Genomic DNA, 18,277 nt, shown 5'->3' with positions numbered 1-18,277 from the left:
GACCTGACCGGCAAGCGTCCTGTGAGAATAACGACCAGTAATATTATCCACGAAGTTCAACCGATACCGACCCTAGGTAGGAGCTCTTGCTCCCTCGCCTACTCAAAGAGGGGCAGGAAGGACCGCACGCCTAGCCATGCCCCTGCGGTCCGGCCGGCCTCCCCTCTCCCAAAAGCGAGCTCAATAACTGCCAGAGTTCCCGGTTTTTGTACGGTTTGGCAACCGCACCCCGGAAGCCGTAGGCACGGTGATCGGCCATGATAGGATCGCTCGAGTAGCCGCTCGAAACGATGAGGCAGGCGTCGGGATCGTAGGCAAGGATGCGTTCTGCCGCTTCCTTCCCCCCCATCCCGCCGGGAATGGTGAGATCCATCAGGACGGCATCGAAGGCGCTCCCCGCCCCCTTGGCAGCCTGGTACAGGGCAAGCGCCTCGCTGCCGTTTTCGCAGGTAGTGACCTGGTACCCCACGTAGCGCAGCATCTCCCGGGCGAGATCGCGAACCAGGGCTTCGTCGTCCATGACCAGGATGGAGCCGCCCGGATGGCTCAGCAACTCCTGCGGGGGAGGCTGACTGGACAAGGGGGTGCTCGACGCGGTGCTGGCCGGCAGCAGCATGGTGAAGGTGGCCCCGCTCCCCGGCTCGGTGGCGACGGAGATGCTCCCGCCGTGCTTCTTGACGATCGAGTAAACCGAAGCGAGCCCCAGGCCGGTGCCGAAGCTCTTGGTGGTGAAGTAAGGGTCGAAAATCTTCACCAGGTCGTCCTGGCTGATGCCGCACCCCTGGTCGGCACAGCTCACCCTGACGTACTCGCCGGCGGGCAGCCCGTCGGGGTTGTCGGGGCCGAGCGTCTCGTTGCGCGCACTGACCGTCACCGTCCCGCCACACGGCATGGCCTGCTTGGCGTTGAGGATCAGGTTGTAGATCGCCTGCCCGATCTGCCCCTCGTCGGCGTGGATCGGGTGCAGCGCCTCCTGAATGGTGATGCTCCCCTTGACGTTGGAACCGCGCAGGGCGAAGGAGACCGCCTCCTCGACGACCTGCTGGACCGAGACCGGCTTTTTAACCAGGTCGCCTCCCCTGGCGAAGGTGATCAGTTGCCGGGCCAGATCTGCGGCACGCACCGAGGCGAGTTCGGCCGTCGCGAGCGGCTGGTGCGCCGGGTGATCCTGGGAGATGAATTCCTGGGCGAAGCTGATTCCACCCATGATGCCGGCCAGGATGTTGTTGAAGTCGTGGGCTATGCCGCCAGCCAGTACGCCGAGCGATTCCAGTTTCTCGATCTTGACCCGCTCGGATTCGTAGCGCCGCTGCTCGGTCACGTCCCTAAAGGTCCACATCCTGCCGTAGCAGTAGCCGTCTTTGGAGAGCACCGCGGCGGAGTAGCGATCGAGGATCCGGCCGTTCTTCAGTTCGATTTCGTCCCGGCTGGTTTCCCACGGGTGATCGTAGAGATAGAGGACACGCTTGAGGAAAAGATCCGGGTGGCGCACCAGACCGAGGGCGTGCTTAAGCAGGGCGGAGTTGTCGGGTCCGTCGAGTACCGACGCCGGCACCTCGAACACCTCGAGGAACTGCCGGTTGTGGAAGGCGACCCGCTTGTCGTTATCCACCACCAGTATCGCGTCCAGGGTGGCGTCGGACTGTGCCTCGAGGAGCGCCGACTTGAGCCGCAAGGCCTGCTCGCTCTGGCGCAAGGCCTCCTCGGCCTGCTTGCGCTCGGTAATGTCCTCGCCGGAGCCGAGCGCCCCCAGGCAGGTCCCCTTCTCGTCGTACAGGATCGCGTAGTGCCAGACGATCTGGCGCAGTTCCCCTCCCCGGGTAAGCAGCGGGCTCTCCAGGTGCGCCACCTCCGTGGCCGTTCCGGAATCCATGGTCCTGCGGTAGACCTCGGCACGCTCACGCCCCAGCGGTTGCGGCAGGCAGGTGCTGAACCAGTCCTTGCCGAGCAACTCCCTTTCCTGGTAGCCCAGGGTCTCGCACGCCTTGCGGTTGGCGGTGCTGACATGCCCTTCGGTGTCCAGGGATACGATGAGGGTTTCCACGGTTTCCAGGTACCCCTGGGCGCGGTCCCGTTCCTTGCGGGCTGAAGCCTCCGCCTTGCGACGCTCGTCGAGTTCCCGCTCGAGCGTGGTGATCACCACCCAGAAGACCAGGGCAAAGATGAGGGCGCTGAAGGAAAAGCCGGTGGTAAGGTCGAGCAACCGGTCCATCGCGCTCTTGTAGGGTAAGGAGAGCTGCGGTTCGTAGAAGTCGAGGACCAGGAGCAGACTCACAACCATTACCAGGAGAAGGAACATCCCCTGCCGAACGCGTCCCCTGAAGAAGATCACCGGGTACATGGTGCAGGCGAAGAAGTAATAGCCAATGCTGCCGACCGAGCCGGCATTCAGGAACCAGGACAGGGCGAGGCTCGCCAGGGTCAGCAGGTAGAACACGACGATATGATGGCTGCCACGCCAGGAGCGGTAATAGACAAAGACGGTGGCCAACCCGTAAAGGGCGACGATAAGGTTGAGGTAGGGGGAGAGGTCCTGCAGCAGGTTGATGGGGAGGACCAGGACCAGGGAGACAAAGGACACCGTCAGGCAGGTCAAGCGAAAGAAGCGGATTTCCAGCGATACCTCAGGGGCGCCGTGTTTCACGAAGGTCCACAGTTTTTCGACGAGTCGGTCCATGCTGCGCTACCTTGATGAATCGGTCTATGGTGCTGGATGAGTTAGGCGAGACTAACACACATGTGTTCAGGAGTAAACTCTGTAGTAACGTTCTTACCGCACGTACTAGCCCGCTTCAATTACTTCATGTGCCACCTTTCACAATATCACTGTACGAATCGGTAGCGGTCTGGTTGACAGAAGCAGGAGTCTCCGGAGGAGCACTCTGACGACATTGCAGCATGCGAAAGTACTTGACAATAATGCTCTAGAAGAAAGATAGTGTGGGATGTATACGTAGGCCCGGCAGCGAAACCCCGCCGGCCCACCTCCGCCCCACCGTTCGCAGCTGCGACGGCGCGGCAGCATACCGGGCCTCAACCGGTAACCTTCTTTACCTACAACTTTGCCGGACGCGGCAGCAGTCAGAGGTGGCAGCATAGATGTATAGCGGACGTGTAATCATATGCGACGATGAAGTCGAGATTCTCAGGTACCTGAGCAAGATCCTCTCGGCCAAGGGGCTCGACCTGGAGGTTTTCAGCTCGGGAAGCGCCCTGATGACCTGCCTGGAGAACCGCGGCGCCGACGAGTGCGACCTGCTCCTTTTGGACGTCAAGATGCCCGACCTGGACGGCATCGAGATCCTGCAGCGCATCAAGGCGATGAAGCTGGAGATTCCGGTCGTGATCATGACCGCGTACGCCTCGATCAACTCGGCCATCGAGGCGATGAAGCTCGGCGCCTACGACTACGTCACTAAGCCCTTCCCCAAGGAGAAGATCTTCGGCATCCTCGAGAAGGTGCTGGAAAGAAAGGAACTCCTCAAGGAGAACTCCGCGCTCAAGGACGAGCTGGGGCACCCGCTGGCGAGCCCGCTCATCTTCGCAAGCCCCAGTTTCACCGAGGTGCACGACATGGCGCTTCTGGTCGCGCAAAGCGACTCGAACGTGGTGATCCTTGGCGAATCGGGGACCGGCAAGGAGCTCGTGGCAAGCCTCATCCACCATAACTCGCAGCGTGCCTCGGAACGCTTTCTGACCATCAACTGCGCGGCGCTCTCGGACACCCTCCTGGAAAGCCAGCTCTTCGGCCACGTGCGCGGCGCCTTCACCGGTGCGATCAACCACCAGAAGGGGCTCCTGGATGCCGCCAACAACGGCACCCTGTTCCTCGACGAGGTGGGCGACATGAGCCCGGCCATCCAGGCCAAGCTTTTGCGGGTACTCCAGGAAGGCGACTTCATCCCGGTGGGCGACACCAAGTCAAAGACGGTGAACATCCGCTTCCTCGCCGCCACCAACAAGGACCTCGAGGAGGAGGTGCGCCAAAAGCGCTTCCGCGAAGACCTCTACTTCAGGCTCAACGTGATCTCCCTGTACCTCCCCCCCCTGAGGGAGCGCGTCGAGGACATCGAGCTTTTGGCCAAGCATTTCCTGAAGAAGTACGCCTCGCGCATGAAGCGCGAGATCACCGGCTTCACCCCCGAGGCGCTGCAACTCCTTACCACCTACAACTGGCCCGGCAACGTGCGCGAATTGGAAAACGCCATCGAGCGTGCCGCTATCCTGACCCGCGGCCCCCTGATCCGCCCCGAGACCCTGCCGGTGTGGCGCAGTAACGGTCTGCCGCCGGTCGCCGAGGCACCCCGGACCGCGGAGCGGCTGGTCTCCCTGGAGACCATCGAGCGCGAGCACATCCTGCACGTCCTCAAGGCCTCGGGCAACAACAAGAGCCGCGCCGCCCGGATCCTGGACATCGCCCGGCGCACCCTGGACAGGAAGATCGAGGAGTTCGGGCTCGACGATGCCGGAGTGCTCTGATGCCGACCCGCCTCCCCCGCCGCTTCCCGATCCGGGCCAAGATCACCATCGGCGCCCTGGCCCCGCTCTTCGTTGCCTGCTTCCTCTGCTCCCTCACCGGCCTCTACCTCATCAAGGCAAAAATCGTCAACCAAGCCCAGGAGAAGGTACGCACCGACCTCAACTCCGCACGCGAGGTGTACCAGAACGACCTGGACCGGATCGGGGAACTGGTCGACCTCACCTGCGGCAGCCCCTTCGCCGCCACCGCCTTCGCAACCGGTGACCGCCAGGTGCTTGCCCAGCTCCTCATCCCCCTGCAGCAGAAAAAACACCTCGACATCCTGACCGCCGTGGACGCCCAGGGGCGGGTACTGTACCGGGCCCACAACGCCACCAGCGCGGGGGACCGTCCCGATTGCGACTTCGTGAAGCGCGCCCTCTCCGGCAGGTCCGTCACCGGCACCAGTGTCCTGACCGGGCAGCAGCTCGCTACCGAAAGCCCCGACCTGGCGCGCCGCGCCGCCATCTCGGTAGTCTCCACCCCGCACGCCAAGCCGCTCGCCAGCACCGAGGAACGCTCCGGGATGATCATGGTTTCCGCCGCCCCGGTCCGTAACGCCTCGGGGGAGGTGATCGGGGCACTCTACGGGGCCACCTTGCTGAACAACAACAACCACCTGGTGGACAAGATCAAGCAGATCGTCTACGAGGGGGTCAAATTCCACGGTACCGACGTGGGGACCGCCACCATCTTCCTGGGTGACACCCGCATCGCCACCAACGTAATTGCCAGCAACGGCTACCGCGCCATCGGGACCCGGCTTTCGGAGCAGGTCTACAACCGGGTGCTGTTGGAGAAGAAGAAGTGGATCGCGCGGGCCTTCGTGGTGAACGACTGGTACTTCACGGCCTACGAGCCGATCCTGGGGCTCCAGGGGGAGGCGGTCGGCTCGCTCTACGTGGGGATGCTGGAGAAGCCCTACACCCAGATGCAGAAGAACGTGAACTCCATCCTGTACCTGGTGCTCCTGGTCACCTCGCTGCTCGGTATCGCCTTCTCCAGCATCATCGGAGCCCTCTTGTCCCGGCCGATCCGTGAGCTGGAGAGCCTGGCGCACCGGGTGGCCCTGGGGGAGCGCGACCTGCAGATGGAGGAACCGGCGGCCGACGAGGTTGGCGACCTGGCACGGGCCTTCAACCAGATGACCAAGGCCCTCTCGCGCCAGGAGGCAGAGATCAACCTGCTGCACCGCGGGCTTGAGCTGAAGGTCCAGGAGCGCACCGCCGAGTTGAGCGAGAAAAACCGCCAGCTGCTGGAAACCCAGGCAGATCTGGCGCGTGCGGAAAAGCTCGCCGACCTGGGGATCATGGCAGCCGGCGTCGCCCACGAGATCAACACCCCGCTCGCCATCATCCGGGGCAACACCGAGGTCCTGGAAATGTGCCTGCCGCCCGATCACGGCAACCGCGAGGAGGTTGAGATCATCACCCGCCAGACCGAACGGATGGCGAAGATCGTCGGCAACCTGCTCGCCTTCGCCCGGCAGAAATCGCTGGACCGCAAGCAGGTCGAGGTGCACGGTATCCTGGACGACATCCTGGCCCAGATCGGCCACCAGGTTTCCCTGGAACGGGTCAAGGTGGAGCGCGACTACGACCCCGATCTGGGTGCCATCAAGGGGGACGCCGATCAGCTGCGCCAGGTATTCAGCAACCTGATCCTGAACGCGACCCAGGCGATGCCGCAGGGCGGCACCCTGACCCTCTCCACCAGGTCGCTCGGGCCGGGTGCCGGCTGCAGCATTGAGGTGGCCGACACGGGAACCGGGATCGCTCCCGAGCACCTGGAAAAGATCTTCACCCCGTTTTTCACCACCAAGGATTCCGGCACCGGCCTCGGTCTCTCGGTCTCCTACGGAATCGTCAAGGACCACGGCGGCGACATCCAGGTCACCAGTTCACCCCTGGGGACCCGCTTCCGGATCATCCTCCCGCCGGAGAAGCCACAATCCGTCATCCTCGAATGATTCCGCTTGCAGCGCGGGTCCGGTATGTTAAACTAGCGGTCGCCAACCATCTCATGAGTAATTTGGGCAACAAAGCCAAGCCAAAGGAGTAGCTGCAGATGTCGATCGCCTGGACCAACAACCTCGCAACCGGAGTAGCAGAAATCGATAACCAGCACCGCGAGATTTTCGCCAGGGTGAACCGTCTTTCGGAGGCATGCGCGGAAGGGAAAGGCAAAGAAGAGGTGCTCAGGCTGCTGAATTTTCTGGAGGATTACGTTCGGGAGCACTTCACGGCGGAAGAGAAACTTCAGATACGGGAGGGATATCCGGAGTACGCCGCGCACAAGGCGCTGCATGCACGCTTCATAGCGGATCTGGAACGCCTGACCAGCACCTTCCGTGAGGAAGGCGCGACCCTGTCGCTGGTCATCATGACCAACAAGACCCTGACCGCCTGGCTGGTGCAGCACATCAGCAAGGTGGACATGGAACTGGCCGCCTACCTCAAAGGGACGGCCTGATTAACCCCGGGCTTACTGCTGGGGCGTTTTGGGCCCCGGCGCCCCCTGCTGGCCACGCTGTTTGTCACGCCCTCTGCGGTGCCGGGACCGACGGCTCCTCTCACCCTGCTTCTGTTGCCCCTGCCCCTGCCCCTGTCCCGGTCCTTGTGCCGGGTTGCCGGAACCTTTCGTCTGTCCCTGGGATGTCTGCCCCTGCCCTTTAGCCCCCTGCTCGCGCGGGGGTTGTTCGGCACGCTGCGGCGACTTCAGGCGGGCGATCAGATCACGCGCCCACTCCTGGTCCCCCTCGCAGCACTCAGCCGCAACGTACTGCAGGTCTTCCGGGGTGGTCTTCGAGGACTTGATCCGGAACAGGCGCTCGATAAGCTCCTTGGACCAGTAGTAATCCCGGATGTACTTCTTCCCCTCGATCTCCTCATAGGTGTACTCGGTGCAGGGAACCACGCTCTTCAGCCACTGCGGGGATACCTTCAGGCGCGCTGCGGCGGCCTCCTGCTCGTGGTAGTCACCCTCCAGTTTCGGATGCTGCGCTCCCTGGTCCGCTTCGGCAACCTGGGCCGCGGGGGCATCCTGCTGAAGCTCGGTAAGGTAACGGGTCAGGTCCTGCAGGGCCGGCTCCGCCAACACCTCGAGGGCCAACTCGGCGCTATGCACTGCTCCGGGTAGCGAAACCCGAACCCCCAGCCAGATCTCGTCATCCCCCTCGGGGCGTCCGACACTCACCTCCATGTCGAGCGTCGGGTCCTCGAACCGTCCGAGGTCCTCCTCTTTCATGGTAGCGGCCAGCGCCTCGCAAAGCCGCTCACGCAAAGGGCCGGGGCCCGGACGAAAGTAGGAGTGTCCGTGCAGTTGCTGTAAGAGAGTGGCAATGGTGGGGACCTGTACTGTCATGATCTTCATCCTGTGATTCTACTAATTTGAAAGGACCTCTTGCGGCTTCATACCCTACCACAAGCCGGGGTAAAGTTCATACAAAGTTTTTTGCCTCTGCCCTTCCGCTCGACCAGGCCCAGGTGGTTCCCTGCGAGCGCGGCAATAAAAAAAAGGGGCCCGCGCAGGCCCCCTCTTTTTCTGCACTATCACATTGCACGGCAACTACACCAAAACACAGACAGCATTTACAGCATCACAGCCCAAAACAAATCACACAACTAAAATGTATCCAGATTACACAACTCACATCGACAAGAACTACAGGATCTCACCTCACCAATAAAAAACACATTTCATAACATAACATCTACATCGCATTCATAACATCTGCATCACAACTCACGCGCATACATCACATCTGCATTGCATAGCACTCGAATTACCGCTCATTCATCACAGGACATATCATCATTACATTAGATTCAAAGCACACCATATCATCATCACATCAATTCATTACAGAGCATCGCATACTAACATCGGCATTACATCAACAGATCACATCACATTACATGGCAGCAGATAACACGGTTAACATTGCATATCCATGGCACTGTACAGCTGTGCGGGAAGAAACGGCTTTCTGATGAAACGGGGCAATTCGCCTGCGGCACCCAACCCGGAGAGTTCCTGGTGTTTGGCAGTACCGCTGCAGAAGATGATGCGCGCCTCGCCGTTACGCGAGAGGATCTCTCGGGCCGCCTGCACCCCGGACTTGAAGGGAAGATCGACGTCCATGATGGTTATATCGGGTCGGCACTCAAAGAACATCTCGACGGCTTCCACACCGTCGGACGCCTCGGCGACAATCTCGTAATTCTCTCGCTCAATGAGGTAGCGCAACATGAGTCTGATGTCAGCTGTGTCATCCACAATAAGGACTCGTCTTTTCACAACGAAGCTCCTTCCCATTCAAAACACATCACCGACCAACTGCCGCATGACCAATGACAGTTTCAATGCCTAAAACATGCCGAAAAACCATGCACTGACAGTACAGGTCATTCGCGGGCCAGGAAGGAAAGGGCATCCCCCGGCTCCTCCTTCGATAACAGATTGATATTACGGCATTAAAGGTCTATACCTTTACAGTTTCATTATTTATCCTGTGCACCGTTATCATGAATTAAACCCACAACTGACTCCGGGCTTCCTACCGGTAGTCCGGTGATATGACAACGGGGCCGTGAAAAGACCGGGATGGAACCGGCCATGTTGTGGAACTCCTTGGACCGACGTAGCAGGATTTAATTGCCTACGTAAAAAGGCGGCATGTTTTCCGCTATTAGGTCTCCCGGATCACCGGTGCTACCAGCACGGCCTCACCCCCTGCCGACTCTCCACATTTTTTGGTGCACCCCCTTTCTTTCACTTGCAAATGCTTTCACGGCAATTAGAATACTCTAAGTTTTTACCAACCATCGCCCTTTAGTACCGTAAGCCGGCGCCAGCAAAGGCCTGAGCATGAGCAGGGCTTGGAGAAGTCCCCATGAGAGAGCTCCTGCGGATAAAGTTCGGCGATGGACGCATCGCGTGTCGATGCTGATCCGGGCGCTGCGCCAGCTGCTGTTGGTCGTCCTGCTCCTCCAGGTACCCTTCCCGTCGCTGGCTTGGGGACACAGCAGCGCCGACCAGGTGCTGAGCCAGATCGGGGTCGACGAACACCCCGGGGGCAGCCTTCCCCTTCAGACGGTATTCCGGGACCCGACGGGTCGACCGGTCCGCCTTTCGGATAACTTCAGCGGTGTTCCGGTGCTCCTTTCACTCAACTACTACGCCTGCCCTACCCTTTGCCCGCTCGTGTTCCGCAACCTTGCCGAGACCCTGGCAGAGCTGGGCGATCTGAAACTCGGCAGGGATTTCCGCATCGTCACCCTCAGCATCAACCCGGATGAATCGCCGGCCCTGGCACAGGACAAGTCAGGCAAAACCTACGCGATGCTGAAAGAGGTGGTAGCCCCAGAACGGTACTGGCCTTTCCTGATGGGAGACCAGCAATCCATCGCGGCGCTGGCTCGCAGCGTCGGGGTGCGATACCTGAAACAGGAAAGCGGCGACTACGCCCACCCGAACGTCCTGGTAGTCCTCACCCCCGAGGGGAAGATCTCCCGGTACCTCTACGGGCTGGTCATCCGGCCCCGCGACCTGCGACTCGCCCTGGTCGAAGCGGCAGGCGGCAAAATCGGCTCTTCCGAGGCGGCGAACCGGCTGTTGCTCTACTGTTTCCACTACGACCCAGTCGGCAAGAAGTACGTCCTCTTCGCCTCGCGGCTCATGACCCTCGCGATGCTGTCGGTACTTGCCCTGACCGGCCTTTTGCTCGCGCTGCTCTGGAAAAAGGAGCGGGTTCCCCGTTCCCCGGACCCCTCAAACCCAACAACCTGACCTCTGTGCATCCCTGACACCTCGAACCAAGGGGAGCTGCATGCCCTATCCAACCATCCTCAGAGCAAGCGAAGCCTCGCTGGTAAGCCACGACGTCGATGCGGTGTTTATCTTCATACTGGCCATCGCGGGGTTCTTCTTCGTTCTCACCCAGGGGCTCCTGATCTACTTCGCGATCCGCTACCGGAAGAAGAAGGGGGTGGAGGAAAGCACCCCGTACATTACGGGAAACCACGCCCTCGAGGTGGTCTGGATCGTGATCCCCTCGCTGCTTTTGGTAGCAATCTTCGCCTACGGCCTCACGGTCTTCATCAAGATGCGCACCCCGCTTCCCAACGCGACCGAGATCCAGGTCACCGCCTCCCAGTTCACCTGGAGCTTCAAGTACCCCGACGGCCGCAGCGTCGCCAACGAATTGAGACTGCCGGTGGACCAACCGGTCAAGTTGATCATGATCTCACGCGATGTGATCCACGGTTTCTTCGTTCCAGCCTTCCGGCAGAAGCAGGATGTCCTCCCGGGGAGCTACACCTACCTCTGGCTGCTCCCCAAACGGGTCGGCACCTACGACATCTACTGTTCCCAGTACTGCGGAACCGGGCACTCGCTGATGCGGGGATCCCTCATCGTGATGCCCCAGCCGCAGTACCAGGCCTGGCTGGCAGCCGAGCAACAAAAGCAAAAGGCCGGTGCCCAGTCCCCCGCGGAACACGGCAAGGCACTCTTCGAGAGTGCTGGGTGCGGCGGGTGCCACAGTATCGACGGCTCTCCCAAGGTGGGACCGACCCTCAAGGGGATCTTCGGCAGCCGGGTTACCCTGAACAACGGACAGTCCCTGGTGGCCGACGAGGAATATTTACGGGAATCCCTCGAAGAGCCCAACGAACAGGTGGTGCAGGGTTTCCAGCCGATCATGCCCTCCTTCAAGGGGAGCCTCAAGCAGGACGAGATCTCGGCACTCATCGCCTACATGAAGACACTCAAGTAATCAGGCCCTGCGACGCACGGCACCAGACAGGTACGGGGTACCCACATGGCAGATCACGCAACCAGCAGCCTCCCCGGGGACCGGGGTTACCTGAGCGAGCAAGGATGGCGCTCCTGGGCGCTCACCATGGACCACAAACGGATCGGGGTCATGTACATCTGGACGACCCTCGGTTTCTTCGTGGTGGCCGGGATCCTCGCCCTTTTGCTGCGCCTCAAACTCCTGGTGCCGGGTCCCGCCCTGTTCAGCGACCACACCTACAACGTGCTCTTCACCATGCACGGGGCGATGATAATCTTTCTCTTCATCATCCCCGCCATCCCCTCGGCGTTGGGGAACTTCTTCATCCCGCTGTTGATCGGCTGCCGGGACGTGGCGTTTCCCCGGCTGAACCTCTTCAGCTACTGGATCTTCGTTGCGGGGATCCTGGTCACCGTGGGGACACTGGTAGCGCCGATGGACACCGGTTGGACCTTTTACACCCCCTACTCGACCCGGACCTCGGCTGCCGTCACGTCGCTGAGCTTCGGGCTCTTCCTGATCGGCATGTCCTCCATCCTCACCGGCCTCAACTTCATCGTCACCATCCACACCATGCGTGCTCCCGGCATGAGCTGGTACCGGATGCCGCTCTTCATCTGGGCCATGTACGCGACCAGCGTGATCCAGGTGCTCTCCACCCCGGTCATCGGTATCACCTTCCTGCTTCTCGCGGCGGAGCGGGTCTTCGGCATCGGCATCTTCGACCCCGCCAAGGGGGGCGACCCTCTCTTGTTCCAGCACTTCTTCTGGTTCTATTCCCACCCGGTGGTCTACGTCATGATCCTGCCGGCCATGGGGATCGTTTCCGAAGTGGTGCCGGTCTTCGCACGCAAACCGATTTTCGGCTACAAGGCGATCGCCTACTCGGCCCTGGCCATCGCCTTTATCGGTTTTCTGGTCTGGGGACACCACATGTTCGTCAGCGGCATGTCCACCATCTCCGGGGTGATCTTCTCGTTTCTGACCTTCTTCGTCGCCGTACCCACCGGGATCAAGATCTTCAACTGGATCGCCACCCTCTACAAGGGGTCCATCAGCTTCGACTCGCCGATGCTCTACGCATTGAGCTTCATCTTCCTGTTCATCATCGGCGGGCTGACCGGCCTCTTTTTGGGGTCGCTTGCCACGGATGTGCACGTACACGACACCTACTTCCTGGTGGCGCACTTCCACTACACCATGATGGGTGGGACCGTGATGGGGCTCTTCGCGGGGTTGCACTACTGGTTTCCCAAGATGACCGGCCGGATGTTCAACGAGACCTGGGCAAAAAACGCCTGGTGGCTGGTGGTGGCCGGCTTCAACATCACCTTCTTTCCGATGTTCATCCTGGGGATGCAGGGAATGCCGCGGCGCTACGCCGAATACCCCGCCAAGTACCAGCCGCTCAACGTGGTCGCCACGGTGGGGTCCTGGTTCCTCGCCCTTGGGGTCATCATCATGTTCGCCAACTTCGTCAGGTCGTTGCGCAACGGCGAACCGGCCCCGGACAACCCCTGGCGGGGCCTCACCCTGGAATGGCAAACCAGCTCTCCCCCGCCCGAGGAAAACTTCCACGAGATTCCGACGGTAACCGACTGGCCCTATGGCTACGGCAACAGGAACGAGGCCTCCCGTGACCACTAACCACGATGCACACAACGGCGCACCGGTGTCGGCGCGTCTGGGGATCTGGGCGTTTCTGGCCACCGAACTGCTCCTCTTCGGGGCCCTGTTCACCGCCTACGCCCAGTTCAGGATCACCCACGCCGAGCTCTTCCACCAGGAGCACCTGAAGCTGAACCGGATGCTGGGATTCCTGAACACCCTGGTGCTGTTGACCTCGAGCCTCACCATCGCCGTGGGGATCGCGGCCATCCGGCGGGGACTGCAGAAGGTTTTGAAGATCTGTCTCGCGCTCACCCTGGCGCTCGCCTGCGGCTTCTTGTTCATCAAGTACCTGGAATGGAGCCATGACTTTCACCAGGGGTGGTTTCCGAGAACAAACCTGTTTTTCGGCCTGTACTTCATGATGACCGGCCTGCACGGACTGCACGTCATTGCCGGCATGGCGCTGATGGTCTGGTTACTCATCAAGGCGCAGCGGGGCGCCTTCAGCGCGGAGTACAGCACCCCGGTGGAGATCACCGGTCTCTACTGGCATTTCGTGGACATCGTCTGGATCTACCTGTTCCCCCTGCTCTACCTGATCGGCTGAGGTGACTATGGCGGCCTACAAGATCTACTTCGTGGCTTGGAGCACGCTCCTGGTCCTCACCGCGGTGACGGTGGCGGTTTCCTACCTGAACCTGGGGCTTTGGAACGCGAGCGTCGCCCTCGCCATTGCATCGCTCAAGGCAGGGCTGGTAGCACTCTACTTCATGCACCTGCGCCATGAAATCAAGTTGGTACTCGGCTTTGCCGTCTTTCCCTTCCTGATCCTGGGTCTCATCTTGGTCGGCACCCTGATCGACGCCATCTACCGGTTCTGACCTCGCAGCAGGCCATCCTGGTGCCGCCAAAGGGTGGCACCGGGTACATCGCTGGAGCCACGAGCGGGCCTTACCAAGCCCAATCCAGCCACGATAGGAGGTTACATGCTTGGCACCCTGACTGCTGGACTCTTTTTCGTACTGCTCATCTGGGGGAACCTGGTGGCAGGGATGCACGCCGGCATGGCGTGTCCGGATTGGCCGCTTTGCCAGGGCAACGTGCTTCCGCCCCTGCGCCTGGACGTCTGGATGGAGTTCCTGCACCGGGTTCTGGCCGCTCTCGCCACCCTGCTGCTCGTGCTATTGACCCGACAGCGCCTCGCCAGCTACCGCGGCTGGCAGCGCGCGGTCCCCATCCTCGCCCTGGCGCTGGTTGCCCTGGAGATCGGACTGGGTGCCGTGGTGGTCCTCCTGGAGCTCCCGGTGCAGCCGACCACGATCCACTTCATGATCGCCCTGGCGGTCTTCCTCTTGGTCCTCTACCTTGCAGCCAACGACGGCAGTAACCCCGCCCCGGTCAGCTTTTCGGGGTACGCCGCGGCACTTTTCTGCATCACGCTGTTGGTCTTCTCGCAGGCCTCGCTGGGCGCCTACCTGCGCCATTCGGCAGCCGGCCTCGCCTGCCCGGATTTCCCCACCTGCCGGGGTGAGTGGATCCCCAGGTACTGGGACGCGCCGACCATCACCAACCTGAGCCACCGCCTGCTCGGGCTGGGCACCCTGGGGAGCGTGTTCCTGCTCTACCTCGCCTCCCTTTTGGACCGGCGCCTCAAGGAACGCAGGCCCCAGTTCTTCTCCCTGGCCGTGCTGGTCGCCGTGCAGATCTGCGTGGGCATCGCCACGGTGCGGTCGGGCCTGAGTTACCCGATAACCTCGCTGCACCTGGCCCTCACCCTTACCATCATCGGTTTCTCCCTGCGCCTGTGGCTCGCCCAGAGAGAACCTTCCGGCTTGACATGATCAGGCTCGCTCTTACCAGTCACGCGGTAGCCAAGGAGCGCAGCCACCTGTTCCAGGTGTGCCGCGCTTTAGTGCATCTGGGAAAGCCGGGCATCGTATTGGCCGTGGTGCTGAGTGGCTACGCAGGTATGGTGCTCGCGGTGGACCACCTGCCGGATCCGGCACCCGCCCTGTACGGTTTGGCCGCACTGTTTCTCACCGCGTTCGGTGCCGCGCTCTTTAACTCCCTCATGGAGCGCCACCGGGACCGCTCGATGCAGCGTCTGGCCCAACGTAACGCCGCCTTGCAGCTGCTGGGAGTGCCGACGATAGCAACCGTGGCCGGTGGCGCCATCTGCGCCGGTCTCGCGACCGCCTGGCAGACCCTGGACCCGCAGGTAACCGTGCTGATACTGCTGGCGCTTTTCAGCTATGTCGTCATCTATACCCGCATCCTCAAGCCAGCCAGCCCGTGGGCCGCCGTACTGGGTGGATTGCCCGGCGCCCTCCCCGTCCTGGTTGGTAGTGCCGCCATCTCCCCCGATTTCAGCAGCTCCGTCTACTGGCTTTTCCTGGTGCTCCTGTTCTGGCAGCCTCCGCACTTCTGGCTGCTCGCCCTGGACCACCTCTCCGATTACCGGCTGGCAGGGATTCCGGTCCTGCCGCTTATAGCCAACCCGGCGGTCACCAGGCGTGCCATCCTGATCGGAATCGGCTGCCTGATCCCCAGCTCACTGTGCCTGTGCTGGTTCGGCACCTGTTCCCTTTACTACGCCCTGGGTGCCGCACTGCTTGGCAGCTGGTTCCTGATAGCAACCCGCGCCAGCCTGCACGGCAAGCACCCACGCCCGGCTTTCGTGCTATCCATTCTCTACCTGGTTTGCCTGCTTACCCTGATCATCATCGACCGTGCTTTCCCCTGATGCACCCCTTGGGTTGCACCCCGGAAAAGACTAAAATAGGGGTATCCCTGAGAATAGGAGGATGGTCATGGTGCGCTTTTACGATCCAAAAGACGAACAGGACCTGGCCCGGGTGGAGGCCCTGTTGACGCGGGCGGGAGTTGAGTTCTTCCTGGCAGGAACATCGGGTGGGGGTGAGTGGGAGATAGAGGTGGCAGAAGAGGACGTTCCGAAGGCTGAAGAGCTGTTGCTGAACGAGCAGTCGAGGCAGCCCTAGCCCAGGGGGCGATCGGAATGCGCCTCGGCACTGAAGGCCAGCACCTGCTCAATGCGTGCGGCCAGCCTCCACTGCGCCTGGGGAAGCCCGAACGGTTCCAGTTCCGGTGCGTAACCGTCCATGAGGGCAGTTTCTTCGACCCTTTCCACACGCGCCAGGAACTGGTATCCCTTGCCGGTGGCCGGGTCGGCAATGGCTACGGCGATGCGCGGGTTCCCCTGGATGTTGCGCAGGGTGGTGGTGCAGAACCAGGCCTCGAAGACCAGGAGCGTCGCCTCCGGGAAAGAAATATCGCGCCCTGCCGCGAGGTGCGGGGTGCCCTCGGAATCGGTTGAGGCCACGAAGGCATGTCCGATCGCCGCCGCGAACGATCTGATGCTGTCGGTTACCAAGGGGACATACCTCCTCTTGCCCAAGCGGCAGAGCCTGCGGTGCCAACGCAGGCGTATCGGCCACCGCCGTGAAGGGTGCCGCGACCGTTGCAGCACGAGGGTGGAAAGGGCTCGCCTAAGCGAGCCCCTCCGCCTACTGCCAGTGGATGCAGTTGACCGGGCAATTTCCCACATCTGCAACCTATTGATATGCATAAGTAATTTCAAGTTTAATGTCCGTAATATCAAGCATTTACTGATTTATGATGAAGCATACTGAAGCATCGTGAAGCATACTAGCGAAACGCATTCGGTAACAAATCGGTAACATAGAATGACTTTGGATAATCATATCACGAAAAGGTGGGCACTAGGCGGGTTGACAATGCGATGAGATTCCCGAGTCGTTCGATTTCTAGAGCGACAAGATGTCGGTTTTTACAGAGCACAAGAAATTGGCCAGCCGAGTGCCCAATCAACGGGGCTTTTCTGGAGACAACGACGTCTCAAGGGTATTCGATGTGCATAAAAAACTTGAGTTTGGAGTTTGCATCCGTTATGGTAGACTTTCTTAAGCGATCCTCAGGAGACACCTTGATTAAGCATGCGACAGTTACTCTACTCAACCAATGTTCGGCTTAAACTAACAATTCAAGAAATGTTCCGGAACGATATTCATTATGTTTGGTGTAGTGAATTTTTTGACGGAACAGCACAGGGTCGTTATACCGCAGGGTCACAAACCCCTCCGAGTTCTAACCCCGCTGACATTTACAGACAACTGAAGCAAGACGTTGACAGAGGAGATTTACACAGCGCGAAAATTGCGGAACAAAAGGCTTCTTTTCTGCGTTTGGCTATTGATTGGGAAGCTGCAGGAATTATTAGTCCGGACGAAAAAGATGAAATCATATATTTAGTAAATAACGCTACATCTAAAGACTGGAAGCCCTTGATTTACGTCATACCTCAGCCACCAGTTGCTTCCAGGCTACAACTAGTTCCCGCCTCCCAACGAGCCGGAGTAGGTAGAGAATATATAATTAGTGACCTGACCAGATGTGAATTTGATATTATAGAGATATAGCCATGAAGATTAAAGCTCTGCGAAATCATGATACAAAAACAATTGAGGGCATATTAGCTGCTCTTACACTGAAGATGTTGCCACACCCATACAACAAACCGCCTTCATTGAAGTTTGATTCTAACATTTTAGACGCAGTAATGAGAGAGGTTAGAACTAAACTAAATATTATTGAATCAGACGACTCCAGCGTTGCCCAAGCAAAACTATACAATTTTATAGTAAACGAAATTTCAAGGGCAGCATTTAAAGGTAAAAATTCTGATGATGCAAAAAAAAGATTAGGACAAAAAGGTGTCCTAAGATCTGACCTTTATAAAATAGAATACACTAAAAATTTTTGGAATTCTTTTTTTAAGTTATATGTTCGTCCTGCACACATTGAAGAGGCAATTCATTATCCAGATGAAGTTGAACATCTGATTCCTGAAAAATTTGGATTTGAAGATGGCTCAGCTGCTTCACTGTACATGAAAAATGTTACTGATAGCAACATGTCCTTAGTGGTTACTGCCGCTAGGCATGGTTCTACTCAGACTGTTATCTCTGCGTGGAGAGTATATTACGATGACATAGATTTAAATGATATAAACATGAGTAGCCCTTTGGGAATGTTGAGAGCTTTTGTTCATACATATGGAATCAATCTTAATATCGGAAATAAAACAGATAAATTTTTTCTTTATGAAAAAATAACCACGACTTTATCTGCAAATACGGAAGATGACGTAAATTTAGTTCATTTTGTGGAGCCTCATAGTACAAACCTTTTTGAACATTTTATGCTACGAAAGTTAGATGACAGTGATTCGATCGAAATAGCTTTTGCATATGCCATCAATCTTAGCAACTACCTTAACGACCTTAAACGGCACAAATGACCCAAGGCGC

Annotated in this window: 17 protein-coding genes; 13 read left to right on the top strand and 4 right to left on the bottom strand. The window is 59.2% G+C overall.

Annotation, left to right across the window (positions count from 1 at the left end):
- Window positions 1-130 precede the first annotated feature (130 nt).
- Window positions 131-2,677 carry a PAS domain-containing hybrid sensor histidine kinase/response regulator gene (locus H7688_RS16745; RefSeq protein ID WP_183362350.1) on the bottom strand — a complete coding sequence of 849 codons (2,547 nt, stop codon included), beginning with the start codon at window positions 2,675-2,677 and terminating at the stop codon, window positions 131-133.
- A 422-nt stretch (window positions 2,678-3,099) separates the two neighbouring features.
- Between H7688_RS16745 and H7688_RS16740 the strand changes: the two genes are divergently transcribed.
- The 3 genes from H7688_RS16740 (at window position 3,100) to H7688_RS16730 (ending at window position 6,991) form a co-directional block, all read left to right on the top strand.
- Window positions 3,100-4,479, top strand: coding sequence for a sigma-54-dependent transcriptional regulator (locus H7688_RS16740; protein ID WP_183362349.1), 1,380 nt, complete (start codon window positions 3,100-3,102; stop codon window positions 4,477-4,479).
- On the top strand, window positions 4,479-6,488 hold the full coding sequence (locus tag H7688_RS16735) for a cache domain-containing protein (RefSeq protein ID WP_183362348.1): 2,010 nt from the start codon (window positions 4,479-4,481) through the stop codon (window positions 6,486-6,488). The genes H7688_RS16740 and H7688_RS16735 overlap by 1 nt, the downstream gene beginning before the upstream one ends.
- A gap of 98 nt (window positions 6,489-6,586) precedes the next feature.
- Entirely contained in the window at window positions 6,587-6,991 is a 405-nt protein-coding gene (locus tag H7688_RS16730; protein ID WP_183362347.1) for a bacteriohemerythrin, read from the top strand.
- A gap of 12 nt (window positions 6,992-7,003) precedes the next feature.
- On the opposite strand, the gene H7688_RS16725 is transcribed toward H7688_RS16730, so the two are convergent.
- Both H7688_RS16725 and H7688_RS16720 read right to left on the bottom strand, forming a co-directional pair.
- On the bottom strand, window positions 7,004-7,882 hold the full coding sequence (locus H7688_RS16725; RefSeq protein WP_183362346.1) for a hypothetical protein: 879 nt from the start codon (window positions 7,880-7,882) through the stop codon (window positions 7,004-7,006).
- 573 nt (window positions 7,883-8,455) lie between these two features.
- Complete coding sequence (locus H7688_RS16720; RefSeq protein ID WP_246329853.1) at window positions 8,456-8,797, bottom strand: response regulator; 342 nt, start codon at window positions 8,795-8,797, stop codon at window positions 8,456-8,458.
- Between the two features lie 666 nt (window positions 8,798-9,463).
- On the opposite strand from H7688_RS16720, the gene H7688_RS16715 reads away from it, so the two are divergent.
- The 8 genes from H7688_RS16715 (at window position 9,464) to H7688_RS16680 (ending at window position 15,928) form a co-directional block, all read left to right on the top strand.
- Window positions 9,464-10,309, top strand: coding sequence for an SCO family protein (locus H7688_RS16715; protein ID WP_246329872.1), 846 nt, complete (start codon window positions 9,464-9,466; stop codon window positions 10,307-10,309).
- A 40-nt stretch (window positions 10,310-10,349) separates the two neighbouring features.
- A complete protein-coding gene (gene coxB, locus H7688_RS16710) occupies window positions 10,350-11,297 on the top strand; it encodes a cytochrome c oxidase subunit II (RefSeq protein ID WP_183362343.1) in 948 nt (315 codons plus the stop codon).
- Between the two features lie 45 nt (window positions 11,298-11,342).
- Entirely contained in the window at window positions 11,343-12,965 is a 1,623-nt protein-coding gene (ctaD, locus tag H7688_RS16705) for a cytochrome c oxidase subunit I (RefSeq protein WP_183362342.1), read from the top strand.
- Window positions 12,955-13,536: a cytochrome c oxidase subunit 3 family protein gene (locus H7688_RS16700; protein ID WP_246329852.1), complete on the top strand. Its 582-nt coding sequence runs from the start codon at window positions 12,955-12,957 to the stop codon at window positions 13,534-13,536. Before ctaD ends, H7688_RS16700 begins: the two co-directional genes overlap by 11 nt.
- Window positions 13,537-13,543: 7 nt before the next feature.
- Window positions 13,544-13,810: a cytochrome C oxidase subunit IV family protein gene (locus H7688_RS16695; RefSeq protein WP_183362340.1), complete on the top strand. Its 267-nt coding sequence runs from the start codon at window positions 13,544-13,546 to the stop codon at window positions 13,808-13,810.
- A 105-nt stretch (window positions 13,811-13,915) separates the two neighbouring features.
- Window positions 13,916-14,770, top strand: coding sequence for a COX15/CtaA family protein (locus H7688_RS16690; protein ID WP_183362339.1), 855 nt, complete (start codon window positions 13,916-13,918; stop codon window positions 14,768-14,770).
- Entirely contained in the window at window positions 14,767-15,672 is a 906-nt protein-coding gene (locus H7688_RS16685) for a protoheme IX farnesyltransferase (protein WP_183362338.1), read from the top strand. Before H7688_RS16690 ends, H7688_RS16685 begins: the two co-directional genes overlap by 4 nt.
- Before the next feature lie 67 nt (window positions 15,673-15,739).
- On the top strand, window positions 15,740-15,928 hold the full coding sequence (locus H7688_RS16680; protein ID WP_183362337.1) for a putative signal transducing protein: 189 nt from the start codon (window positions 15,740-15,742) through the stop codon (window positions 15,926-15,928).
- Here H7688_RS16680 and H7688_RS16675 read toward each other — a convergent pair.
- On the bottom strand, window positions 15,925-16,320 hold the full coding sequence (locus tag H7688_RS16675; protein WP_183362336.1) for a pyridoxamine 5'-phosphate oxidase family protein: 396 nt from the start codon (window positions 16,318-16,320) through the stop codon (window positions 15,925-15,927). The genes H7688_RS16680 and H7688_RS16675 overlap by 4 nt on opposite strands.
- Window positions 16,321-16,903: 583 nt before the next feature.
- On the opposite strand from H7688_RS16675, the gene H7688_RS16670 reads away from it, so the two are divergent.
- Both H7688_RS16670 and H7688_RS16665 read left to right on the top strand, forming a co-directional pair.
- Window positions 16,904-17,386, top strand: coding sequence for a hypothetical protein (locus tag H7688_RS16670; RefSeq protein ID WP_183362335.1), 483 nt, complete (start codon window positions 16,904-16,906; stop codon window positions 17,384-17,386).
- A gap of 2 nt (window positions 17,387-17,388) precedes the next feature.
- Window positions 17,389-18,267 carry a hypothetical protein gene (locus H7688_RS16665; protein WP_183362334.1) on the top strand — a complete coding sequence of 293 codons (879 nt, stop codon included), beginning with the start codon at window positions 17,389-17,391 and terminating at the stop codon, window positions 18,265-18,267.
- Window positions 18,268-18,277 lie beyond the last annotated feature (10 nt).

This window comes from Geomonas limicola, from assembly GCF_014193675.1.
GTDB classification, from domain to species: Bacteria; Desulfobacterota; Desulfuromonadia; order Geobacterales; family Geobacteraceae; genus Geomonas; species Geomonas limicola.
This window is presented reverse-complemented; position numbering and strand designations above follow the sequence as displayed.

What these genes read in the sequence shown, in the direction of transcription:
- H7688_RS16725 (WP_183362346.1), bottom strand. Translation starts at nt 7,882, where the DNA reads ATGACAGTACAGGTCCCCACCATTGCCACTCTCTTACAGCAACTGCAC.
- H7688_RS16695 (WP_183362340.1), top strand. Translation starts at nt 13,544, where the DNA reads ATGGCGGCCTACAAGATCTACTTCGTGGCTTGGAGCACGCTCCTGGTC.
- coxB (WP_183362343.1), top strand. Translation starts at nt 10,350, where the DNA reads ATGCCCTATCCAACCATCCTCAGAGCAAGCGAAGCCTCGCTGGTAAGC.
- H7688_RS16735 (WP_183362348.1), top strand. Translation starts at nt 4,479, where the DNA reads ATGCCGACCCGCCTCCCCCGCCGCTTCCCGATCCGGGCCAAGATCACC.
- H7688_RS16745 (WP_183362350.1), bottom strand. Translation starts at nt 2,677, where the DNA reads ATGGACCGACTCGTCGAAAAACTGTGGACCTTCGTGAAACACGGCGCC.
- H7688_RS16665 (WP_183362334.1), top strand. Translation starts at nt 17,389, where the DNA reads ATGAAGATTAAAGCTCTGCGAAATCATGATACAAAAACAATTGAGGGC.
- H7688_RS16730 (WP_183362347.1), top strand. Translation starts at nt 6,587, where the DNA reads ATGTCGATCGCCTGGACCAACAACCTCGCAACCGGAGTAGCAGAAATC.
- H7688_RS16685 (WP_183362338.1), top strand. Translation starts at nt 14,767, where the DNA reads ATGATCAGGCTCGCTCTTACCAGTCACGCGGTAGCCAAGGAGCGCAGC.
- H7688_RS16680 (WP_183362337.1), top strand. Translation starts at nt 15,740, where the DNA reads ATGGTGCGCTTTTACGATCCAAAAGACGAACAGGACCTGGCCCGGGTG.
- H7688_RS16670 (WP_183362335.1), top strand. Translation starts at nt 16,904, where the DNA reads ATGCGACAGTTACTCTACTCAACCAATGTTCGGCTTAAACTAACAATT.
- H7688_RS16740 (WP_183362349.1), top strand. Translation starts at nt 3,100, where the DNA reads ATGTATAGCGGACGTGTAATCATATGCGACGATGAAGTCGAGATTCTC.
- H7688_RS16690 (WP_183362339.1), top strand. Translation starts at nt 13,916, where the DNA reads ATGCTTGGCACCCTGACTGCTGGACTCTTTTTCGTACTGCTCATCTGG.
- ctaD (WP_183362342.1), top strand. Translation starts at nt 11,343, where the DNA reads ATGGCAGATCACGCAACCAGCAGCCTCCCCGGGGACCGGGGTTACCTG.
- H7688_RS16715 (WP_246329872.1), top strand. Translation starts at nt 9,464, where the DNA reads ATGCTGATCCGGGCGCTGCGCCAGCTGCTGTTGGTCGTCCTGCTCCTC.